At 65.9% G+C, this 25592-nt stretch carries 2 protein-coding genes; both read left to right on the top strand.

Annotation, left to right across the window (positions count from 1 at the left end; translation table 11 throughout):
• Positions 1-363 precede the first annotated feature (363 nt).
• Positions 364-24810, top strand: coding sequence for a non-ribosomal peptide synthase/polyketide synthase (locus ACQPYY_RS18260; protein ID WP_433590288.1), 24447 nt, complete (start codon positions 364-366; stop codon positions 24808-24810).
• Complete coding sequence (locus ACQPYY_RS18255) at positions 24804-25592, top strand: FkbM family methyltransferase (protein ID WP_433590287.1); 789 nt, start codon at positions 24804-24806, stop codon at positions 25590-25592. The genes ACQPYY_RS18260 and ACQPYY_RS18255 overlap by 7 nt, the downstream gene beginning before the upstream one ends.

The raw sequence follows: 25592 nt of genomic DNA, 5'->3' as shown, positions 1-25592 counted from the left end.
GCTCCAGGCCGAGAACCATGTGCCAATGTTGCTCGATCCGGATCGAGGCATGTTAGGCTCGTGCTCGCCAGATCGTTGAACCTTGTTCTGACCGATTTCCCTGGGTGGTAGTGGATTTCGCGACTTGATCGGCATTCCCTCCCGTGGTCGGTGACCGCATAGCAGCATGCCGCTCGGGAACGCGGCTCGAAAGCTGTACGCCGGGTATGTTGTGAGCCCGCGTTCTTTGCCAGATGTTGGAAATATCCGACTCTTCAGGCTTTGGGATACCAAGAAACGTTGACGTACGGGTGCGGGGGCGTTGTCGCACTGCGGCGCGGAGTCCGAGTTGGATTCCACAGGCCGACCAGTGAAGGGGTCCAGATGAATCTGAGGTCAACCGAACCTGCTGACCGCCAGGCGGATTTGATTCCGCTATCGAGGGCGCAATACGGGATGTGGCTGGCGGACAACCTGCCCGGTGGGCAGGCGATGAACATCGCACAGTACGTCGAGATCGAGGGCCCGATCGACGTCGAAGCCTTCATCGAGGCGGTGAACGTTGCCGGCCACGAATCCGAATCTCTGGTCGTCCGGGTGGTCGAGTTCGACGGCGTTCCCTATCAATTCGTCGATCGCAATATGACTTACGACGAGTCTGTGCTGGACGTCAGCGGGGAGAGTGATCCGTTCGCGGCGGCAATGCAATGGATGCGGCATGATTTCGAAGCCAGAGCCGAGGATATGAGCCGTGACCGGCTCGCCGAGACACGGTTGATCCGAATCGCCGAAGATCGGTATCTGTGGTACGCGCGTGCCCATCATCTCGTCATCGATGGCTACGGTGCATTCAACGTGTTGACCCGGCTGGCCGAGCACTACAACGCATTGCTCGAGGGCCGGCCGCCGGCGCCTCGGGAAGCGGACGCGTTGCGCGACATCATCGAGGCGGAGCAAGCGTATCGGACGAGCTCTCGGTTCGAGAACGACAGGCAATACTGGCTCGGCAGGATTGCCGACCTTCCGACGCCGACGAGTCTGTCCGGTCGCACCGCCCGCCCGAGCAAGGTCGATCGTGTTTCCGGCATCGAGCTTCCGCCGCAGTTGTCCGACCTGCTCGACCGTTTCTCCGGCAACCTGCAAGCATCGCCTGCGCAGGTCGTCGTGGCGGCCTTCGCCGCATTCCTCGCACGGATGACCGGTGGCAACGATGTGGTGTTGTCGATGCCGGTGAGTGGGCGCGTGACGAAGGGCTTGCGCAATGCTGCCGCGATGTTGGCGAACATGGTGCCGATCCGATTCACGATGGATAGAACGACCACCGTGGAGGAACTGGTCCATGCGTCGGTGTCCGAACTCGTCTCCGCGATGCGGCATCAGCTCTACCGGTTCGAGGACCTGCGCCGCGATTCGAATGCACTGGATGCGTCTGCGAACTCGTTCGGTCCGATCGTCAATATCCTCTTCTTCGACTCCGAAATTCGTCTCGGGTCTGCTGTCGGCCGCTATCGCGCGCTGACCTCGGGCACATTGGACGATCTCCAGCTGAATCTCTACCGTTCCGGGGTCGACGCGCCACTGTTGATCGAACTGCACGGCAACGCGAATCTCTATGGCCAGGATGAACTCGATGCGCACGCCCACCGATTCATCGCCTTCCTGCAACGACTGATCGAAGCGCCCGTCGAAACAGCCCTGATCGCGGTTCCGCTCGTTGACCCTGCTGAAGAGGCACAGATCGCCGGGGAGCTGGCCGGCCGCGACGGGGCAACGAGTACGGCAACGCTCGTGGATTTGCTGACGGGACAGGCCGATGCGACTCCATCGGCAGTTGCCGTCACATCGGAGGGGGCCCCTCTCACCTATCGGGAGCTGGACGAGCGTTCCAATCGGTTCGCACGCGCCCTCATCGCGCTCGGAGCGGGCCCGGACTCGCTGGTGGCGATCGCGATGCCACGGGATGCCGATCTCATCATCGTCACGCTGGCCGTGCTGAAGTCAGGCGCCGGATACCTGCCGCTGGATATCGCGCATCCGGCCGATCGGCTGGAATACGTGCTGAACGACGCCGATCCGATCGCCGTAGTCACGACCGGCGACATGCGCGAGCTTGTGCCCGGAGACCCGGGCCGCGTGGTGCTGTTCGACGAGGTCGCCGGCGACGAGGCTGCGACACCTGTCACCGACGCCGACCGGACCAGCCCGCTGCGCCCCGACAACATCGCCTACGTCATCTACACCTCGGGGTCGACCGGTCGGCCCAAGGGCGTGGCCATCCCCCATCGCGCCGTGGCGACGTACCTGGTGAACGCGTGCGCCGAGATCGGCGTGCAGCCCGGCGACGTGTGGATGTTGTTCCACTCCTTCGCGTTCGACTACTCGGTGTGGGAGATCTTCGGCGCGTTGGCCAGTGGTGGCCGCCTGGTAGTCGTGGACACCCCCACCACCCGGTCACCAGACGATGTCGTGCGCTTGGCGGCACGCGAGAAGGTGACCGTCTTCAACCAGACACCGTTCGCGTTCCAGCAGTTCGGTGCCGCGTACCGGCGGTACATAGATGCGGGTGAGCCTGACGGTGAGCTTTCGCTGCGACTGGTCATACTTTCCGGCGAACGACTCGACCCGGCTGTGCTGGCGGACTGGTATGAGCACAACCCGGAGCTCCCGGTGCTGGCGAACAGCTATGGCATTACCGAAACCACGGTGTTCGTAACCTATTTCGGTCTGACACCGAGCAACGCGACGGCGGACGCCCCGAGCACGATCGGTCCAGCACTGCCTGGTCTGCGCACCTATGTTCTCGATGAACAATTGCGGCCGACGCCGTTGGGCGCCTGGGGCGAGGTCTACGTAGCCGGAACGCAACTCGCCCGCGGTTATCTCAACCGGTCATCGCTGACTTCCGCCCGATTTGTTGCCAGCCCGTTCGGCCGACCATGCGAGCGGCTCTATCGCAGCGGCGATGTGGCACGCTGGAATCACAAGGGTGAGCTGGAATACCGTGGCCGTGCCGATCAGCAGGTGCAACTGCGTGGGTTTCGCATAGAGTTGGATGAAATTCGCACCGCTTTGTCGACCCATAGCGCGGTCTCGGCCGCGGTTGTCATCGTCCATCGCCCTGGCACGGCGGCGGCCAAGGTCGTGGCCTATGTCGTGCCGACCGGTGAAGATGCCTGTACAGGCGACATTCTCCGCACGTATGTCGCGACGCTACTGCCGGAGTACATGGTGCCGGCCGTCGTCGTGGTGGTGCCCGAGCTGCCGCTGACGGTGAACGGCAAGGTGGACTATCGGGCGCTGCCGGAGCCGATCTTCGATTCGTCCGCAGCCTATGTGGCGCCGAGTTCGGCGGTCGAGGAGGCGATCGCGGCCATCTTCGCCGAGGTGCTGGACCTCGAGCGAATAGGCGTGCTGGACCACTTCTTCGAACTGGGCGGCAATTCGCTCACCGCGACCAATGCCGCCGCGAGAATCGCCGAGCTGACCGGATCCGCTGTGTCGGTCCGCGATCTGTTCAGCAAGCCGACTGTCGCCGAACTCGCCGCGCATATCGACATCGAACACCACCACAGAGCACTCGTGTTGCGCGCGGAACCGCGCGTCGAGCCGATTCCGTTGTCGCCGGCGCAGAACCGGATGTGGCTGATCAATCAGGCCGACCCGGCCTCCACGGCATACAACATTCCGCTGGTGGTGCAGCTGACCGGACGACTCGATGTCACTGCGTTGCGCCTGGCTCTGATGGATGTGATCGATCGGCACGAATCCCTGCGGACCATCTATCCGGACACGAAAGGGGAAGGAAGGCAAGTCGTTCTGGCACCCGGGCACGGTGTCGGCCTGATACCGGAGAAGATCGATTGCGCCGATATCGCGCATCGCATCGGTGAGCTGACTTCGACCGGTTTCGACGTCCGAACAAGTCCACCGATCCGAGTCGCGCTGCTCGAGTCCAGCGAACGGCATCGGCACGTCCTGGTCGTGGGTCTGCACCATATTTGCTGTGACGGTTCGTCGCTTCCACCGCTCGCGGTCGATATCGCGACGGCCTATGAAGCAAGGTCGCAGGGAAGAACTCCGGACTGGCAGCCCCTGACCGTGCAATACGCCGATTACAGCATCTGGCGCCGCGAGATGCTCGGCGACGAGGACGACCCCGAGTCGTTGGCGGCACGCCAGTTGCGTTACTGGGTGACGCAACTGGCGGGAATGCCGCCGTTGCTGGAGCTGCCCGCGGACCGTCCGCGTCCTGCTCGCCAATCCATGCGCGGCGATATCGCCGAGAGCGTGATCCCAGCCGAAACCTTTGCTGCGATCCAGTATCTGGCCCGCACGTCCGGCGTCACCACCTTCATGGTCATCCATGCCGCGCTGGCGGTGCTGCTGGCCCGGCTGTCGGGCTCGGGGGATATCACCATCGGGACACCGGTCGCGGGCCGAGGGGAGCGTGCGCTGGAACCGCTCGTCGGCATGTTCGTCAATACGGTGCCGCTACGTACCGAAGTGCGTTCCGATGAATCGCTCCTCGAGTTTCTGTGGCGGGTCAAGGACATCGATGTCGATGCGTTTGCCAACAGCGACCTTCCGTACGAACGGATTGTCGATGAAATAGATCCCAGGCGATCGGTCGCGCACGCACCGCTGTGCCAGGTGTACCTCGTTTTCGAGAACCTGGACCGTCCAAGGCTGGAGCTGCCCGAACTCACGGTCGAGATCCTGGATCCGGGGCCGCAACCGGCGAAGGTGGACGTTATCGTCACCGTTGCCGAAAACGCTTCTGCGGGAGGCGATGTCTCCCTCCGGATCAACTACGCCACAGATCTGTTCGATCGGGAGACGGTCGAGGAATGGGCTGTGCGGCTGAATCGGGTCCTCGATGCGGTGGTGTCGAGTCCCGACCTGCCGGTGGGTCGCGTGAATGTGCTGTCGGGGAGCGAGCAGGCCGGGTTGGTGCCCGCGTCGGGGGGCCGTGCCGTGGCGCCGCGGGTCTTGGCGGAGTTGTTGTCGGTCGCGGATCCCGATGCGGTGGCTGTGGTTTCGGGTGAGCACACGATGTCGTACGGAGAGCTCGATGAGCAGTCGAATCGTGTTGCCCGGCAATTGATCGCATGGGGTGTCGGCCCGGGCGACCAGGTCGCGCTGGCGATGGCCCGGTCGGTGGAGTTCGTGGTCGGGATGTGGGCGGTGACCAAGGCGGGCGCGGCGTTCGTGCCGGTGGATCCGCGCAATCCGGTCGACCGCGTCGCCCTCATGGTGGCCGATGCCGACGTGCGGGTGGGTCTCACCGTCGAGGTGTCACAGGACCTGCTGCCGGACTGGGTTCAGCGGCTGGTGCTCGATGCACCTGACGCACAGGCGCACGTCGCGGCTCGGTCCTCGGCCGTGGTGACGGATGCAGACCGGCTGCGGTCCTGCCGTGTCTCGGACGTGGCCTATGTGCTCTACACCTCGGGGTCGACGGGGGTGCCGAAGGGTGTCGCGGTCACGCACTCGGGGCTGGCGAATTTCGCTGCCGAGCAGCGGCATCGCTACCGGGTCGACAGTTCGTCGCGGGTGTTGCAGTTGGCAGCACCGGGTTTCGACGCGGTTGTGCTGGAGTTGCTGATGGCTCATGCGAGCGGCGCGGCGTTGGTGGTATCGCCTCCCGAGGTGTTCGCGGGCCGTGAGTTGGCGGAATTGATCGGGAAGCAGCGGGTATCGCATGCCTTCCTGACCCCGAGTGTCCTGGCGACGATGTCGCCGGCCGGTCTGGATTCGCTGCGGGTGCTGGTCGCCGGTGGGGAGGCGGTGTCGGCGGAGACGGTCGCGGTATGGGCACCGGGCCGACAGCTGTTCAACGGTTACGGACCCACCGAGACCACGATCATGGTGGCGATCAGCGACCCGCTGTGCGCCGGGGACCGCGTCACCATCGGCGGCCCGATTCGTGGCGTCGAGGCCGTGGTGCTGGACGCGGGCCTGCAGCCGGTGCCTGTCGGAGTATCGGGACAGCTGTATGTCTCCGGAGTGCAGCTGGCCCGCGGATACCTGAAGCGACCGGCCGCGACAGCCACCGCCTTCGTGGCCGATCCGTACGGTCCCCCGGGCACCCGCATGTACCGCACCGGTGATCTGGTCCGGTGGACATCCGAGGAAACCCTCGAATATCTCGGTCGCGCCGACTTCCAGGTCAAGATCCGGGGACAGCGCATCGAACTCGGCGAGATCGAGGCCGTTCTCGCCGCGCACCCCGCCGTGGCAGCAGCGGTGACGGTGGGTGCGGCGACCGCCGGCGGGTCGCGACTGGTGGCCTACGTCGTGTCGGCCAACGGCGCCGTCGACACCGCGGATCTGCTCGGTTACGCCGCGCGGCGCCTGCCGTCCCACATGGTCCCGGACACGGTGATGGTGCTCGACACGCTGCCGTTGTCGACAGTGGGCAAGATCGACCGCCTGGCGTTGCCCGAGCCGGTTTTCGCCACCGGCACAACCGAATACGTCGCACCGCGCGACGCGGCCGAGCAGCTGGTCGCCGATGTGTGTGCCGCCGTGCTGGGAATCGAGCGGGTCGGTGTGTTCGACAGCTTCTTCGATCTGGGCGGCAACTCGCTGTCCGCGACCAGAGCAGCAGCGCAGCTGAGCGCAGCGTTCGACACCGATGTCTCGTTGCGCACGCTCTTCGAAGCGCCGACCGTCGCCGCGCTGGCGGAGAGCATACGGACCAGCGACGCGGCCGGACGGGAACCGCTGGGCCCGCAAGATCGCCCGGACCGGATCCCGCTCTCGCCCGCGCAGACGCGCATGTGGTTCCTCAATCAGTTCGATACCGCCTCGCCGATGTACAACGTTCCGATGGTCGTCCACATGTCGGGCAACCTCGACGTGGCCGCCATGCACGCGGCGATCGCCGATGTGATCGACCGGCACGAATCTCTGCGAACCATCTACCCGGACAGCGACAGTGGACCGCATCAGGTGATTGTGCCGGTGGCGACGGCACGGCCTTCGTTGGCGCCGGTGCCGGTTCCGGAAAGCGAGGTCGAGGCGCGCATCGGCGCGGAGGTGACCGCCGGGTTCGATGTCACCTCCGAGGTTCCGTTTCGGATCACACTGCTGCGCAGTGCACCCGACGAGCACACTCTGATTCTCGTCGTCCACCACATCAGCTTCGACGGGTCGTCGCTGGCGCCGCTGGCCGCAGACCTCGCGACCGCCTACCAGGCCCGCGTCGGACACCAGTCCCCGCAGTGGACGCCGTTGCCCGTGCAATACGCGGATTACGCTGTGTGGCAACAACACCTACTCGGTATCGAAAATGACCCGAACAGCGTGACCGCCGCCCAGCTCGAGTATTGGCGCGCCACCCTCGCCGACCTGCCCGAGGTGCTCGACCTGCCGGCCGATCGTCCACGACCGGCCAAACAGTCGTTCCGGGGTGCGGCCATATCGACGGTGGTTCCCGCAGACCTCCATCGTGATGTGATCGCGTTGGCCCGGCGACTCGACGCGACGGTCTTCATGGTGATGCATGCGGCGTACGCCACGCTGCTGGCGAGGCTTTCGGGAACCGGCGACATCGCGGTGGGCACACCGATCGCCGGCCGCGGCGAGCCCGGACTGGACAATCTGATCGGAATGTTCGTCAATACACTGGTATTGCGGACCCGCATCGACCCTGGCTCGTCGTTTCTGAACATGCTCGATCAGGTCCGGTCCGCCGATCTGGGCGCATTCGAGACCGCCGACATTCCGTTCGAACGGCTTGTCGAGGTGCTGAATCCGCCTCGCTCGACCGCACATTCGCCCTTGACTCAGGTTGGATTCTCGTTCCAGAACATCGAGATCCCGACCGTGGATTTCGCGGACCTGACGGTTTCGGCCCGGATGGTCGATCCGAGCGTGGCCAAGTACGACCTGCATCTGAACCTCGTCGACTCACCGGCGTCGGATGGCGACCCGGGCGACATGGCGGTCGAATTCAGTTATGCGACAGATCTTTTCGATGAGGCGACGGTCGCTGCGATGTTCGACCGCTACCTGCTGTTGCTGCAGGCGATCGTGGCCGAGCCCACCTGTGTCGTGGGCGATATCGAGCTGCTGACCGCGAACGAGGCGCGCGAGCTGGCGGCGTGGTCGAGCGGTGAGGCTACGAGTCCCCCGTCCGAAACGATCGCGTCCCTGTTCGCCGCGCAGGCTGCCGCGAACCCGAACAGGATCGCGGTTGTCGACGCCGAGGGGGGCGGCCGGCTCGATTACGGGGAATTCGCGGCGCGGGTGAATTCGCTGGCCCGCGTGCTGATCGGACGCGGAGTCGGCCCGGGAACCGTCGTCGCTGTCGCGATGCGCCGCTGTGTCGATCTGCTGACCACGCTGTACGCAATTCATGCGGCCGGCGGGGCCTACCTGCCGCTGGATCCGGATCATCCAGTCGACCGGGTGCGTGCGGTCGTCGCCGACGCGAGGCCGAGTGCCGTCATCACCCGGCCGGTCGACCGGGCGAATGTGCCCGAAAACGTACCGGTGTGGACATTCGAGCAGCTCGATGGCGAGCGTGCGGACACGTCGACGCTGACAGACGCCGATCGGCCCCGGGCGCTGCGCCCGGATGATCTGGCGTATGTCATCTACACCTCCGGCTCGACCGGCGTGCCCAAGGGGGTGGCCGTACCGCATGCCGCGGTGGTCAACCAACTTCGCTGGCTGCGGGATCACTACGGGCTCGGGGCCGAGGACATCATGCTGTTGCGGACGCCGACCACATTCGATCTCTCGGTCTGGGAGCTGTTTTCCGCACTCACCTGCGGCGCGTCGGTGGTTGTCGCTGGTCGCGACGCGCACCTCGACCCTGGAACCGCAGCCGGGCTGCTCGCCGAACACCGGATTACGACCGTGGACTTCGTGCCGTCCTCGCTGTCGGCATTCCTCGATGCGGCCGGCGCGCGGAAGTTCCCTGATCTGCGGCGGGTGCTGTGCATCGGTGAGGCACTGCCGGCCGAGACCGTCCGTCGCTTCCGGCAACTCAGCCCAGCGCGCATCGACAACCTGTACGGGCCGACGGAGGCGGCGGTGAGCGTCACCGCTCACCGCATCGACGCGCTCGACGACGTCACCGTGCCTATCGGCATGCCCGAGGCGAATGTGGTTGTGCGCGTGCTCGATTCGCGACTGCGTCAGGTTCCTGTCGGGGTGATCGGAGAGCTGTACCTGGGTGGAATCCAGCCGGCTCGCGGCTATCACGAACGCCCTGGCCTGACGGCAGGGAGCTTCATCGCCGACCCCTTCGGCAGCACAAGCGGTGCCCGGCTGTACCGCACGGGTGATCTGGTTCGCTGGGGCTCGGATGGCAACCTGCGTTATGTCGGCCGTGCCGACACCCAGGTGAAGGTGCGCGGTCTCCGCATCGAACTCGGTGACATCGAAGCCGCGTTGGTCGCGCACGGGCAGGTTGCCGCGGCCGTCGTGCAGATGCGCACCGAGCGCGGCGAACAGCGACTGGTCGCGTACCTGGTTGCCGCGGAGGCACTGGACCTCCGGCAGGTCCGGGCGTTCCTGCTGCAGCGGCTGCCGGCGTACATGGTGCCGTCCTCGATGGTCCGAATCGATGCTGTCCCGCTCACCGTCAATGGCAAGGTCGACTACCGGGCATTGCCGGCACCGGATGTGAGAGGCTACGAAGCGGGATACCGTGCGCCGCAAGGCCTCATCGAGCAGACCGTCGCCGGGGTAGTCGGCGAACTGCTCGACCTTCCAGAGGTCGGCGCGGACGACAACTTCTTCGACCTCGGCGGAAACTCGCTTCTCGCAACGCGTGCGCTGAGCCGGATAGGCGAAATCGCAGGCGTCACCGTGCCGGTGCGGGTGATCTTCGAAGCACCCACTGTCGCAGAGCTGTCCGAACGAATCGGGCAGCTGCGCGCGGTGCCGAACCTGCCCGCGCCAACTCGCACCCCGCGCCCGGATCGTATCCCGCTGTCACTGGCGCAGGCGCGGATGTGGTTCCTCAACCAGTTCGATCCGAGTTCGCCCGGATATGTTGTGCCGCTGGCGATGCGGCTCGACGGTAGCGTCGATCTCGATGCGCTCGCAGCGGCGGTCGGTGACGTCATCGAGCGGCACGAGAGTCTGCGCACCATGTATCCAGCGGTCGATGGCACGCCGACGCAGGTCGCGCTCGACGCGGCCGACGTCGTCGGAAACTGGGATCTCGGGCCGCAACCGGTCGGTGAGCACGAGTTGCGGGCCCGATTGACCGAGTTCTTCGGCACCGGATTCGATGTGTCGAAGGGCGTGCCGCTGCGCGTTGCCCTGTATCGACTGTCCGACGAGACCTGGGTGATCGCGCTGGCAGTCCACCACATCAGTTGCGACGGTTCGTCGGTTGCACCGCTGGCCGCCGACATCGTCACCGCCTACCGTGCACGGTCCGGCGGCAATCCGCCGGACTGGGCGCCGCTGTCCGTACAGTTCGCTGATTACGCCCTCTGGCAGCGCGAGGTGCTCGGCTCGGCGGAGGACCCGAACTCGTACCTGGCCCACGACCTCGCCTACTGGAGAGCACAACTCGCGGGTATCCCCGATGTGATCGAAGTGCCGACCGACCGGCCACGGCCGCTCGTGCAGACACAACGCGGCGCGGTCGTCCATGCCACGATCCCGAGCGAGCTGCATGCCCGGTTGGAGGCGCTGGCGCGGCGCGCCGGGGCGACGACATTCATGGTCGTGCACACCGCGTTGGCCGTGTTGCTGTCGAGACTTTCCGGCAGTGACGACATCACCATCGGTGTGCCACATGCCGGCCGCGGCCATCGATCGCTGGACAACCTGGTCGGGATGTTCGTCAACACCCTGGTGATGCGCAGCCGGTGCAGGCGGGATCAATCGTTCACCAGTCTGCTGAACCAGGTGCGGCGCACGGCCACCGAGGCTTTCGACCATGCCACCGTCCCGTTCGAGCAGTTGGTGGAGGCACTGAACCCAGCGCGATCGACGTCGCATACGCCGTTGTTCCAGGTCATGCTCGCCTATCAGAACATGGCACAGGCGCGGGTCGAATTTCCGGGTCTCACCGTGGAGAGCCTCGATCCGGAGGACAGCGCCGCGATCTACGACCTGCTGCTGATGATCACGGAGGGACACGGCGCTCACCGTGAGCCGACCGGCATGACGTTGCGGCTGACGTATGCCACTGACCTTTTCGACGATGACTCAGCGCTGCGCTTCGCGGAACAATTCGTGCGTGTGCTCGACGCCGCCGCGACCGATGCCGACGCGGCGGTCGGCGGTATCGAGTTGCTCGATGCCGCGGAGCGCCACCTGGTGCTGCGGCGATGGAACGACACCGCGGGCCTCGCAGCGACCGGCCGGACGCTGGTCGACGCTGTCGACGAACAGGTCGCCCGAACCCCGGATGCTCCGGCGATCTGTCTTCCGGGCGGCATCAGGATGACCTACCGGGAGTTCGACACCGGCGTCAATCGCCTGGCCCGATGGCTCATCGCCCGTGGCGCTGGGCCGGAAATTGTTGTCGCGGTGGGCATCCGGCGATCGATCGACCTCATCACCGCGCTGTACGCGGTAGTCAAGGCGGGCGCCGCGTTCCTGCCGATCGATCCGGATCATCCGACCGCCCGCATCGCTGATGTGCTGAACGCGGCGCAGCCGCTGCTGGTACTCACCACCTCAGCGGATGGCGACGCACTGCCGAGTGGGTTCGAGATCTCGTGCATCGATCGAGTCGACGTGGCCGGTCTTCCGGATGTCCCGATCACCGACGCCGAGCGTCATACGCCGCTGCGGCCGGACAATGTCGCCTACATCCTGTTCACCTCCGGCTCCACGGGAGTCCCCAAGGGCGTCGCGCTGACCCACGCCGCGACCGTGAGCCAATTGGCGTGGGCACAGCGGCAATGGCCGCACGACGCGTCCGACACCGTGCTGCACAAGACCCCGATCACCTTCGACATCGCCGTATGGGAGCTGTTCTGGCCGTTGCAGACCGGTGCGCAGATCGTGGTCGCCGAACCCGATGGACATCGCGATCCCGGATACATCGCAACCATCATTGCGAACCATCAGGTCAGCACCGTGCACTTCGTGCCATCGATGCTCGAGGTTCTCGTCGAAACAACCGCGGGTACCCCACTGCCGTCGATCCGACGGGTCTTCGTCGCCGGTGAGGCGCTGGCGCAGCGCACCGTCGACGCCGCTTCGCGGGTATTCGCGCATGCCGAGGTGGTGAACTGGTACGGCCCGGCCGAGGCGGAAGTCGTGACGGCTGCGCGTTGCCTGCCGGGGATAGCGAACCGTTCGATGGCCCCCCTCGGTACGCCGGTGGCCGGCATGCGGGTCTACGTCCTGGACCCATGGCTGCGACCGGTGCCGATCGGTGTCGTCGGCGACCTCTACGTCTCGGGTGTCCAGCTGGCGCGCGGTTACCACGCCCGTCCCGACCTCACCTGGGGCGCCTTTGTCGCGCACCCCTTCGGCAGGCCCGGTGAGCGACTGTACCGCACCGGCGACCTCGTCCGATGGGTGAAAACCGGCGAGCTGGAATACCTGGGCCGCAGCGATCTCCAGGTCAAGGTCCGCGGCCAGCGGGTCGAGCCGGGTGACGTCGAAGCGGCGCTGTCCGCGCTCCCGGACGTTGCACGCGCTGTGGCCGTAGCCACGACGGATCGAATCGTCGCATACGTGACACTCGCTCCCGGTGCGCGCACCGATGGGCGCTCGATTCGCGACCGGCTCACCCACGCATTGCCGGCCTACCTGATTCCGGCCGCCGTTCAAGTCCTCGACGCGATCCCGTCGACACCGAACGGCAAGCTCGACCGAGCTGCCTTGCCGCAGCCGATGTTCGACGACGCCGAGGAATTCGTGCCACCCCGCACCGAACGCGAAGCGGCCCTTGCGGCAATCGTCGCGGAGATCACCGATCGCGAGCGGGTGACCGTGACGGCCAACCTCTTCGAGATCGGGGTCAACTCACTCTCGGCCGCCCGCATCGCAGCCCGGGCCACCGCGGAGCTCGGCATCGAGGTCGGCATTCGCGACATCTTCACCGAACCGACGATTGCCGGATTGGCCGAGCGCCTGCGCACGAGAGCCGGACACGCGGTGGTTCCGCTCACCGCCAGGCCGCGCCCGGCAGCGGTCCCGTTGGCGGCGGCACAACGGCGGATGTGGTTCCTCAATCAATTCGACACCGCCTCGGCGGCATACAACATCTGCTTTGCGGCCCGGCTGACAGGCCGGCTGGATCTCGAGGCGCTACAGGCGGCGCTACTCGACGTCGTGGAGCGGCACGAGCCACTGCGCACGGTGTATCCCGCCGTCGACGGCGAACCGTGCCAGGTAGTGCGTCAGGTCGCGGCCGCGGCCGCGGAGCTGACGCTGGATCCGGAGTCTGTCGCCGACGAGGCGGAGCTGGCCGACCGGATCCGGCAGGTCGTCGAAACAGGTTTCGATGTCGTGGATTCGGTGCCGGTGCGAGCACGGGTATACCGCACAGGGAACGACGAGCATGTGATCGTGCTCGTGGTCCATCACATCGCGGCCGACGGTTCCTCGATGGCGCCGCTGGGCCGCGATATCTTCGCCGCCTACGCCGCGCGTGTGAACGGCGAAGCACCGCAGTGGGAACCGCTCGAGGTCCAGTACGCGGACTACGCGCTGTGGCAGGCCGAAACGCTCGGTGCCGAGGGCGATCCGGAGTCGCCGATCGCGCGGCAGATCGCACATTGGAGCGAGGTCCTCGACGATGCTCCGGAGCTGCTGGACCTGCCGACGGACCGACCCCGGCCCGCCACCATGTCGATGGCCGGCGGCAGTGTTCGCTTCGCGCTCTCGGAGCGGCTGCACGACGAGATAGCGCGGCTGTCCCAACGCGAGGGTGTCACGGTGTTCGTCGTGCTGCATGCCGCACTGGCGATCCTGTTGGCGCGCACCGCGCACAGCGCGGACATCTCGATCGGTTCTCCGGTTGCCGGCCGAGGCAGCCGGGAACTGGACGATATGGTCGGCATGTTCGTCAACACCGTCGTGCTGCGCACGCGAGTCCGGGACGATCTGTCGTTCCGCGAACTCCTGGCCGAAGTACGCGACGTCGACCTGGAAGCGCTCGCCCACGCCGATGTGCCCTACGAGCGGCTCGTCGACATCCTCGATCGTGCCCGATCCACCGCGTACACACCGCTCTATCAAGTGATGTTCGGTCTGCAGAACATGCGTGCGGCCCGGTTCGAGCTCCCCGGCGTGGATGTCGAACTGCTCGACCCCGGTATCGCGCAGGCGAAAACCGATATCACCGTGCTGATGACCGAACGTGGCGACGGCGGTCGGCCGGCCGGAATCGACGGCGAGATCATCTACGCCACAGACCTTTTCGTGGCGTCCACGGCCGAATCGCTCGCGGCGCGATTCCTCCGGGTCCTGGAGTCGGTCGTGTCCGACCCGGCCCGGACGGTGGGCGGCATCGATCTGCTCGACACATCGGAGGCCGAGCGACTGGTCCCGGCGCGAGGTGGCGAGAGCCCGGCGCCGTGTCTGCTGCCCGATCTACTCGCCGCGGCGGTAGCAGCGGATCCGACCGCGACCGCCGTGATCGGCGAAACCGAAACCCTCACCTACGCCGAACTCGACCGCCGGTCCAATCAGCTCAGCGCACACCTGCTCGCCCGAGGAGCCGGGCCGGGCACGCTCACCGCACTGGCCGTGCCGCGTTCGGTCGACTACCACGTCGCCATGTGGGCGATCGCGAAGACCGGCGCCACGTTCGTACCGGTGGATCTGCGCTATCCCGCGGAGCGGATCGCGCACATGGTGAACGATTCCGGTGTCACCGCGGGGATCACGGTCGCGTCCGCGCGCGCGTCGCTTCCCGACGATGTCCGATGGCTGGTGCTCGACGAACCGGAAGCAGCCGCCGAGATCGCCGCGCAGACCGGCCGGGCCATCACGGATGCGGCTCGTGGCCGGGCCGTACGGATTCGGGAGGCCGCGTATGTGATCTACACGTCGGGGTCGACCGGAACACCGAAGGGTGTGGTGGTCAGCCACGAGGGATTGGCCGGCTTCGCGGCCGAGCAGCGGGTCCGCTATCGGGTGGACGCCACATCGCGTGTCCTGCAAGTGGCGGCGCCTGCCTTCGACGCGGTGCTGCTCGAGGCGTTCATGGCGTGCGCGGCCGGCGCTTGCCTGGTCGTGTCGCCACCGGAGGTTTTCGGCGGCCCTGATCTGGCCGCACTGATCGGCACACATCAGGTGACCCACGCGTTCCTGACACCCAGTGTGCTGGCGACGATGTCGCCCGAGGACTTCGCATCGGTGCGGGAACTGGCGGTCGGCGGCGAGATGGTGTCCGCGGACCTGATCGCCACCTGGGCGCCGGGGCGGCAATTGCACAACATCTACGGTCCGACCGAGACGACGATCGTGGTCACGATCAGCGATCCGGTCCAGCCGTCCGACCCGATCAATATCGGTGGTCCGATCCGCGGCGTCGAGGCGGTGGTGCTGGACGCCCGGCTGCGTCCGATGCCCGTCGGTGTGCCCGGGGAGTTGTACTTTTCCGGTGGTGCATTGGCGCGTGGCTACCTGAACCGCCGCGCTACGACCGCCGGTGCGTTCGTGGCGAACCCCTACGGTGCGCCGGGATCGAGGATGTATCGCACCGGCGACATCGTCCGCTGGACCGCGAGTGGTGTGCTGGAGTACATCGGCCGCGTCGACTTCCAGGTCAAGATTCGTGGCCAGCGCATCGAACTCGGGGAGATCGATGCTGTGCTGCAGGCACACCCGCAGGTTGCCACCGCCGTCACCGTGAGCCGCTCGGGACCCGGCGGGCAGCCCGTGCTCGCCGCGTACGTCGTGGCCGAGCCCGCGGCGGCGGTTGAACCCGATGCCGTGCTCGACCACCTCGCTGCGGTGCTGCCCGCCCACATGGTGCCGTCGACGATCACCGTGCTCGACCACATGCCGCTCGCCTCGACGGGCAAGGTGGATCGAAAACTGTTGCCCGAACCAGTTTTCGACACCGGCGGCGACAAGGACGTGTTCGCGGCAAACGAGTTGGAGCGCACGATCGGCGCCGCTTTCGTGGATGTGCTCGGCGTCGCGTCGGTCGGTGTGACGACCTCGTTCTTCACGCTCGGCGGTGACTCCATCATGTCGATCCAGCTGGTCTCGCGGCTGAAGACGGCGGGTGTGGTCGTGACCGCGCGGGATGTCTTCGAGCACAAGACCGTTCGCGGGCTGGCGCAGGTGGCCGTGGCTGCGGACCGGGTGTTCCTCGCGGAGCTGGCCGGCGGTGGCGTGGGAGACATTCCCTTCACGCCGATCGTGTCCTGGTTCGTCGACCGGGTCGGGACAGCCGATCGGTTCGCACAGTCGATGCTGGTTCGTCTGCCGCGGGACGCGCGCGTCGACGAGGTGATCGCGACCGTGCGGGCAGTGCTCGAACAGCACGACATGTTGCGGTCGCGGATGCGCGAACAGTGCATGGATGCGCTACCCGCTCACGCCGCCGATGCGACCGGCGCGGTATTCGTGCGAACCTTCCGGGCGCACGAGGCGCCGGGCAGCGACGGTTTCACGGCTGTGGTGGAAGCGGCGCTGACCGAGGCGTCGGATCGTCTCGATCCCGCGGCGGGCCGGATGATGCAGGTCGCGTGCCTGCTTCCGGAATCGGGCGTCGAGGCCGATGCCCGGGCCCTCATCGTGATTCACCACCTGGCTGTCGACGGGGTGTCGTGGCGAATCCTGTTGCCCGACTTCGTCACCGCGTGGCAGCAGATCGGGCAGGGACGCACGGTCGAGTTGCCGGCACAGGGTACGTCGATGCGGCGATGGGCACACGCGCTGACCGCTGCCGCAGCCGGCCGGGGCAGCGAGTTCGAGCTGTGGCAGCGGATGAGTGCCGCCGCCGATCCGCTGCTCGGGACGGCGGAATTCGATCCCGCCGTCGATACCCACGCGACGGTGCGGTATCTGACAGCGTCCATTCCGGCCGCGGTGACCTCGGCATTGCTGGACTCGATACCGACGGCCGTGCGCGGCAACGTCGACGACGCGTTGCTGGCCGGGCTGACCGTGGCCCTGACCCGTTGGCGCGCACGGCGCGGCCTTCCGCACCCGGGCATGAAAGTCCTGCTGGAAGGACACGGCCGTGAGGAGCAGATCGCCCCGGGAGCGGATGTGTCGCGCACCGTCGGCTGGTTCACCAGCGCGTACCCCGTGGCCCTCGACCTGAGCGGAATCGACGACGCGGACCTGCGTTCGGCAGTGAAGTCCGTCAAGGACCAGCTGCGCGAGATACCCGACAAGGGCATCGGATACGGCTTGCTGCGCTATCTGAACACCGACACCACCGACGTGCTCGCGAAGGCGCCCCAGCCGCAGATCAGTTTCAACAATCTCGGCCGGGCCGGTGTGGATCTCACCGCCCTGTCGGATCTCGCGTGGGTCCCGACCGATGAGCAGTTCGACCGCCGATCCGCCTTCGATCCGGATATGCCCGCCGCAGCGGTGATCACGATCGACGTCGATATCGTGGACACCGACACCGGACCTGAACTGTCCGCGTATGTCGGCTACGCGTCACGGCTGCTCGAGCACGACGATGTGGCCGAACTCGTCGCCGGATGGGTCGACGCCGTGACCGAGATCGCCACCCTCGCTCGCGCCGACGAGCGGTGGGGATTGTCCCGGGCCGACGTTCCGCTGGTCGACGTCACGCAGCTCGATCTGAACGGATTGGCAGACCGGTACGGTCCACTGAGCGACGTATGGTCATTGGCGCCGCTGCAGGAGGGTCTGCTGTTCCACGCCGAACTCGCGGCGGGCGAACTCGACGTGTACACCGCGCAGTCGGTCCTGACCCTTGCGGGCACGGTCGACGAGAACCGGCTCGAATGTGCTGCACGAGCGCTGCTCGAACGCTATCCCAACCTGCGGGCCGCCTTCACCCGGACCGTCGATGGCGTTCCGGCGCAGGCCGTTCCGGCAAGCACCACCGTGCCCTGGAACAGGGTCGATCTTTCCGGCGACACCAGCGCAGTAGCGGCGCTGATCGAAGCCGAGCGGGCCGTCGTTTTCGATCCCGCCGACCCGCCGCTGCTGCGGTTCCTGCTGATCGCCCTCGGACAGAACGAGTTCCGGCTGGTGCTGACGGCGCACCATCTGCTCCTGGACGGCTGGTCGTTGCCGCTGCTGTGGCGCGAGCTCATCGGTTTGTATGCTGTTGCCGCCCAGCCGGAGTCACTTCCACCAGCGGCCTCGTATCAGCGGTACTTGGAGTGGCTGGACCGACGCGATCGCGACGCAAGTATCGAGGTGTGGCGGGACGCGCTCCGGGATATCGGTGAACCGACGCTGGTCGCCGATCCACGCACGCTGGCGACGGCGGACATTCCGATCGATGTGCCGATCGTTGTAGATCCATCCGCTACAGCGGAATTGGTGACATTCGCGCGGGCGCGGGGCGTGACGATGGCGACGATCCTGCAGTTCGCCTGGGCCGTGGTGCTGGGCAATCTGCTCGGCGTCGAACGCGTGGCGTTCGGCAGCACGGTCTCCGGCCGCCCCGCCGAACTGCCCGATGTCGAGTCGATGATAGGCCTGTTCATCAATACGATTCCGGTCGTCGCCGAGGTGCGGCGAGATCTGACCATCGAGGACGCGCTGCGTCGACTGCAAGCGGACAACACCCGTCTGCTCGACCACCATTACCTCGAACTGTCGCAGGTCATGGCGGCCACCGGTAACAGCCAATTGCTCGATACCCTGGTCGTCTTCGAGTCGTATCCGGTCGACAGCAGTGGCCTGGGCGATGTGGACATCGACGGAATGCGAGTGGTCTCGGCGGACGGCCGCGACGCGGCGCATTACCCCATCACCGTGCAAGCGCACCAAACCGACGAGTTGCACGTCCGAGTCCGCTACCAACGAACCCGCGTCGACGAGGTGATGGCGGCCGGTCTCGCCGGCCGTCTGGAAACCGTGCTACGGACGCTGGCCGGCGATCCGGATACGGTGCTCGGTGCGATCGATCTGCTGACCGAGGACGAGCGAAGCACGCTGGTGCCCGCATCGGGCGGAGGGGCCGTGGCACCCAGACTGATGCCGGAGTTGCTGGTAGCGGGCGTGACGGTGAATCCCGAAGCAGCAGCGGTGGTGTCCGGTCAGGACACGTTGTCCTACGCAGAGCTGGATGCCCGGTCCAACCAGCTGGCTCGGCAGTTGATCGCATGGGGCACAGGACCGGGTGATCACGTCGCGCTGGCGATGCCGCGGTCGGTCGAATTCGTGATCGGCCTGTGGGCGGTGACCAAAACGGGCGCGGCGTTCGTGCCCGTTGATACCCGGAATCCGGCCGAGCGCATCGCACTCATGGTGGCGGATGCCGGCATTCAGCTGGCGGTCACGGTCGAGGAGACGCGAGATCTGTTGCCCGGCACGGTATTCCCGTTGGTACTGGACGATCCGGACATCGAGCGGTCGGTCATCGCGCAATCGCCCGCCCGCGTCACAACTGGAGAACTCGTGCGGATGCCGCACATCCAGGATGTGGCATACGTTCTCTACACCTCGGGTTCGACCGGAATGCCGAAGGGAGTCGCGGTCACCCATGAGGGGCTCGCGAATTTTGCTGCCGCGCAGCGGGATCGGTTCGGTGTCGACACCGGATCGCGAGTGCTGCAGGTCGCTGCTCCCGGCTTCGATGCCATGGTCCTCGAGGTGCTGCTGGCTCACACCAGCGGTGCAGTCCTGGTGGCTGTGCCCCCAGCAGTGTTCGCTGGGCACGAGTTGATGGAACTGGTTCGCGCACAGCAGATCTCGCATGCCTTCCTCACTCCCAGCGTGTTGGCGACGATGTCGCCGGCCGGGATGGATTCGCTGCGGGTGCTGGTGGCGGGGGGCGAGGCGGTGACGCCGGAAACGGTCGAAATATGGGCGCCGGGCCGAACTCTGCTGAACGGTTACGGCCCGACCGAAGCGACGATTCTCGCCGCCATCAGCGCTGCGCTGCACCCGGGTGACGCGGTGACCATCGGCGGGCCGATCCGCGGTGTCGAGGCTGTCGTGCTCGATGCGTGGTTGCGGCCGGTGCCCGTCGGGGTGGTGGGAGAGTTGTACCTCGCGGGGGTGCAATTGGCGCGTGGCTATGCGGGCCGAGCCTCGGCCACCGCGGGCGCGTTCGTGGCGAATCCGATCGGTGCGGCAGGTTCGCGCATGTACCGCACCGGCGACCTGGTTCGCTGGACATCGGAGCACACTCTGGAATATCTCGGACGCCGCGATTTCCAGGTCAAGATCCGTGGCCAGCGCATCGAACTCGGTGAAATCGAAACTGTTCTGGCCGGGCATCCCGGGATCTCCCAAGCGGTAGTTCTGCAGCGGAAGGATCACCGCGGCATCGACCGACTCGTCGGCTATCTCGTCACTGACGAGGAGCTGGATCCGGATGATGTTCGTGCCGCTACGCGGCTGCGGCTGCCCGCGCACATGGTGCCCGAGGCGTTCGCCGTGCTGGCCGAACTTCCTCTCACCGCGACTGGCAAACTCGACCGCTCGGAGCTTCCCACTCCGGAATTCGCGGTCGGCCGAGAACGGGTCGCTCCCCGCACCGACGCCGAACGACGCGTCGCCGCCGTGTTCGAGAACGTGCTGGGCGTCAACGGTGCCGGGGCGACGGACAGCTTCTTCGACCTGGGCGGCGATTCGCTGTCGGCCACTCGGGTGGCTGCACAGTTGAGTACGGCGGCAGGAGTGCGCCTGGGGGTCCGCGACCTGTTCCAGGCGCCCGTGGTAGCCGAACTCGCCGCTCGGCTGGCGACTCTCGACCGCGACTCCCGGGTGCCGTTGACGGCGCGCCCCCGGCCTGCGCAGGTACTGCTGTCACCGGCGCAGCAGCGAATGTGGTTCCTCAATCAGTTCGACACCGCCGTCGGCAGGTACAACATCCCGCTGGTGATCCGGCTGCGCGGAGAACTCGACGTCGATGCGCTCCGGCACGCGTGTGAACTGGTCGTCGAACGGCACGAATCGCTGCGTACGAAGTTCCCGATGGTCCATGGCCGGCCCTGTCAGGTTGCCGTCGCTGTCGATGAGGTCGTACCCGCGCTGGTTCCGGTTCAGGTCGGCGAACATCAGGTGATGGATCGCGTGATCGCCGTGGTGTCGGCGGGTTTCGATGTGACGCAAGCGCCCCCGTTGCGGATGGAATTGCTCGCTGTCGACGACCAGGACCACGTTCTGGTCATCTGTGTGCACCATATCTGCACGGATGGCCAGTCGATCATCCCGCTTGCGCGGGATGTGGCGATGGCGTACGAGGCGAGCAGCCATGGGAAAGAGCCCACGTGGCCGGTACTTCCGGTCCAGTACGTCGACTATGCGCTGTGGCAGCACGAGATGCTCGGGTCGGCGGACAATCCGGACTCGGTCATCTCCCAGCAGTTGCGATTCTGGAAGGACACCCTCGCCGGGCTGCCCGAGCTGCTCGAGCTGCCGACCGACTTTCCACGGCCGCCGGTCGCGTCGATGGATGGGTGCGCGATCGAGTTCGAACTTTCCGCGGATCTGCACGAGCGAATCGCCGGCCTGGCACGCGAGGCGAACGCGACGGTCTTCATGGTCCTGCAGGCCGCGCTGGCCGTGCTGCTGTCGAGGCTGGCCGGCGTCGACGATATCGCGATCGGCGCCCCGATAGCCGGACGTGGAGAGCGTGACCTCGACGATCTGATCGGCATGTTCGTCAATACCCTTGTGCTGCGGTCACGGGTGTCGATGCGGCAGCCGTTCGCCGAACTGCTCGCCTCGACCCGTGAGACGGATCTGGCGGCGTTCGCACATGCGGATGTGCCTTTCGAACAAGTCGTCGAAGCGCTGAATCCGCCCCGGTCGACCGCGCATCTTCCGCTGTATCAGGTAACACTCGATGTCCAGAACCTGAGCAAGGCCGCATTGGAGCTGCCGGGGCTCAGTGTCGAGCTGATGGAAAACGGTTTCGAGCAGGCGCAGGCCGACCTGAATGTGAAGTTGACCGAGCGATTCGGCCGGGAAGGCCGTCCAGATGGCATGATGGGACGGCTGACCTTCGCTACCGATCTTTTCGTGAATGAGACGATGACTCGGTTCGCACACGCCTACGTGCGGATTCTGGAGTGTGTCACCGCGAATCCGGCGGTGTCGGTCGGCGATATCGACCTCGTCGATCCGATGCAGCGGCGCGAATTGCTGGACGCGGCAGGGGAAGACGGCGCCGTGGTCGCAGATGCCACACTCGCAGACTTGTTCGCTGCCCGAGCCCTGGACCAACCGGATGCCGTCGCGGTCACCGATGGCGTCTCGCAGCTGACCTACGCGGAACTGGATCATCGGTCCGCCCAGGTCGCGGCCCGGCTGATCGAACAGGGTGTGGAGCCGGAATCGCTTGTGGCCGTCGCATTGCCGCGTTCGGTCGAACTGGTCGTGGGCCTGCTCGCAGTGATTCGGGCAGGCGCCGGGTATCTGCCACTCGACGTGGCGTATCCGTACGACCGATTGCGGTTCGTGCTCGATGACGCGCGTCCAGCGGCGGTGCTGACCTCCGTCGAAACGGCTACGGCCCTGCCTGAGTACGCGGCACCGATGGTGCTGGTCGAGGATTGTGCGGACGCAGCGAACACCGCCGACGCGGCGATGCCGAACTTGCGGCGGGACAATGTCGCGTACGTGATCTACACCTCCGGATCGACGGGCCGTCCCAAGGGAGTGCCGATCAGTCACCGCGAAGCGGTCACGTTGTTCACCAGCACGGCCGAACGCTTCGATGTCGGCCCGGACGACGTGTGGACGCTGTTCCATTCATACGCCTTCGATTTCGCGGTATGGGAAATGTGGGGTGCGCTGCTGTCCGGCGGCAGGCTGGTAGTGGTCGACTACGACACATCCAGGTCGCCGAAGGAGTTCGTCGATCTCGTAGCGCGCGAGCGTGTGACGGTATTGAGCCAGACTCCGTCGGCGTTTTGCGGATTCGCCGAAGCAGTGCGCGCATATCGCGAATCCGGTTGCACCGCAGGTCAACTCGCTCTGCGTTACGTCGTATTCGGTGGCGAGCCGCTGGATGTATCCCGCTTGACCAATTGGTTCGCGGATCACGATCGAAAATCACCGTGCTTGGTCAATATGTACGGGATCACCGAGACGACGGTGCACGTCACGTTCCGCACGATCGAGGGCATGGAGGTGGCCGGGATCGGATCACCGCTGCCAGGGTTGCGGGTGTATGTGCTCGACGACCGGTTGCGGCCGGTGCCGATCGGCGTCGCCGGCGAGATCTATGTGGCCGGCGGGCAACTGTCGCGAGGCTACCTGCGCGCCCCGGCTTTGACCGCAGGACGATTCGTCGCGGATCCCTTCGACTCGCATGGTTCGCGGTTGTATCGATCCGGAGATCTCGGCCGGTGGACCAAGTCCGCGCGTGGGCTCGAATTGACCTACACCGGTCGAGCGGATGCGCAGGTACAGCTGCGCGGTTACCGCATCGAACTGGGTGAGGTGGAATCCGCATTGCTCCGGCATCCGCATGTGGTGCGCGCCGCCGCCACGGTGCATCGCCATGTGCACGGCGTCGATCAGCTGATCGGCTACGTTGTGGGGGCCGACGGCCAGCAGATCGATCCGGGCGAGGTCCGGGAGGCTGCCGCCCGTGTACTGACCGCGTACATGGTCCCCTCGGCGGTAATGGTGCTGCCAGGTCTGCCATTGACGGTCAATGGCAAACTCGATCGAAAGGCTCTGCCCGCTCCCGATTTCGATGCATCGGTGACCGAGTTCGTCACGCCGCGAACTCATTCCGAGAAGATGATCGCCGACGTCTACGCACAGGTCCTGGGCCTGGAGCGGGTCGGGGCGTCGGATGGGTTCTTCGATCTGGGCGGCAATTCGCTGCTGGCCACGATGGCGATGGCCGAGTTGAGCGCTCGTGGCGTGACGATCGCCTTGCCCTGGATGTTCGACGATGCGACACCGAAAGCGTTGGCGCGCAGGGCCGACGAAGCCGCGGGGGGCTCCGGTCTGGAGGTGTTGCTTCCGCTCCGTGCGAGCGGATCGAAGCCTGCGATATTCGCCGTACACCCGGCAGGCGGATTGGCGTGGTTCTACGGCGGCTTGGTCGAGCATGTGGACAAGGAACGACCGGTGTACGGCCTGCAGGATCCACATGTGGTCGCGGGAAAACCAGGCGCGAAATCGGTGGATGAATTGGCCGAGCTGTATGTGGCCGAGATTCGCGGAGTGCAGCCGCACGGTCCGTATCACTTGCTCGGATGGTCGCTGGGTGGGCAAATCGCGCACGCGATCGCGGTCAGGTTGCAGCGCGACGGCGAGCTCGTCGGAACCCTGACCCTGTTGGATTCCGCACCAGATATGTCCGCTGGTTCGATGATCGCCGCTGAGGACGAGTCCGCACCAGGACACCTGATGGCGGACCTCCTCGGCGGCTGGCGGGAATTGTTCGACCTCGGCGATGTGGTACAGGCGCACACACATGAGCAAGCATGGGCGGTCATCCGCAGCCAAGTGGTCGGAACCGGGCTGTTCACCGCCGAACAGACGGATCGGGTGATGGAGAGTTTCGCGACCGCGAGTGACCTCGCCGCCGGTTACCGGCCCGCAGTTTTCGACGGAGATCTCCTCTTCTTCACTGCCGGCAAAGACCGCACGGAAGAGGACTCTCTCGCGCAGGCGTGGCGCCCCTACGTGACCGGCAAGATACACAACACGGTTGTCGACACACGTCACCTCGAGTTCAGTCATCCGCACGCAATGGCCGTTGTCGGCTCGGTCCTGGAAAGGTTCGTGAACCTATGTTGACTACTCCTCAGCAGTTTCGACTCGACGATGAAAGAACCGTGACCTGCACGAGTCCGGCTGAGGCGCGCATGTTGTGGCGCGAGACGATGGCGGCGGACGGCCTCTACCAGCACGCCGCTGCCCGCCTGCGACCCGAGGAGATCGTCTTGGACATCGGCGCGAACATCGGACTCGCCACGATGATGTTCGCGGACAAGTGCCCCGGAATCGGGGTCATCGCCGCCGAGCCGGTACCGATGATCTTTCACTGTCTCCAGCGCAACATGGCCGCTCATGTGCCGCACGGGGTGTCGTTGCGGGTTGCGGTCGGTGCCGTGCCCAGGACTTTGCCGTTCACCTGGTACCCGCAGGCGTCGGCGAATTCCAGTCTGTATGCCGACCGCGAACGAGACGATGAAAACACCAGGATATTTCTGCGCAACAGCGGCCTGGACGATGAATCAATCGGATACATCACTGCCGGGCTGCACGATGGCGAGCAGATCGACGTGGACGTGACCACGGTGTCGGCGGTGCTGGCCGAACACGCCCCCGACGCTCAGATCGGGCTGCTCAAAGTGGATGTGGAGCGGGCAGAATTGGACGTCTTGCGCGGCATTTCCGAAACGGATTGGCCCCGTATTCGTGCCGTCGTGGCCGAGGTACACGACACCGACGGCCGTTTGGCCCAGTTTTGCGAGTTGCTGAGCCGGCACGGACTGTCCCCGCACAACAGGCAAGACCCCTCCTTGGCCGGGACCGAACTGCACGAGGTCTACGCCGCCCGGCCCGCGGACTACTGA

This window comes from Nocardia sp. CA-145437 (genome assembly GCF_050956485.1).
Lineage (GTDB): Bacteria > Actinomycetota > Actinomycetes > Mycobacteriales > Mycobacteriaceae > Nocardia.
Note: the sequence above shows the minus strand (reverse complement) of the source record. Positions and strands in the feature narration are given on the sequence as shown.

Bases quoted from the DNA above. Each gene is read 5' to 3' on its own strand.
- ACQPYY_RS18255 (WP_433590287.1), top strand. From the start codon at position 24,804: ATGTTGACTACTCCTCAGCAGTTTCGACTCGACGATGAAAGAACCGTG.
- ACQPYY_RS18260 (WP_433590288.1), top strand. From the start codon at position 364: ATGAATCTGAGGTCAACCGAACCTGCTGACCGCCAGGCGGATTTGATT.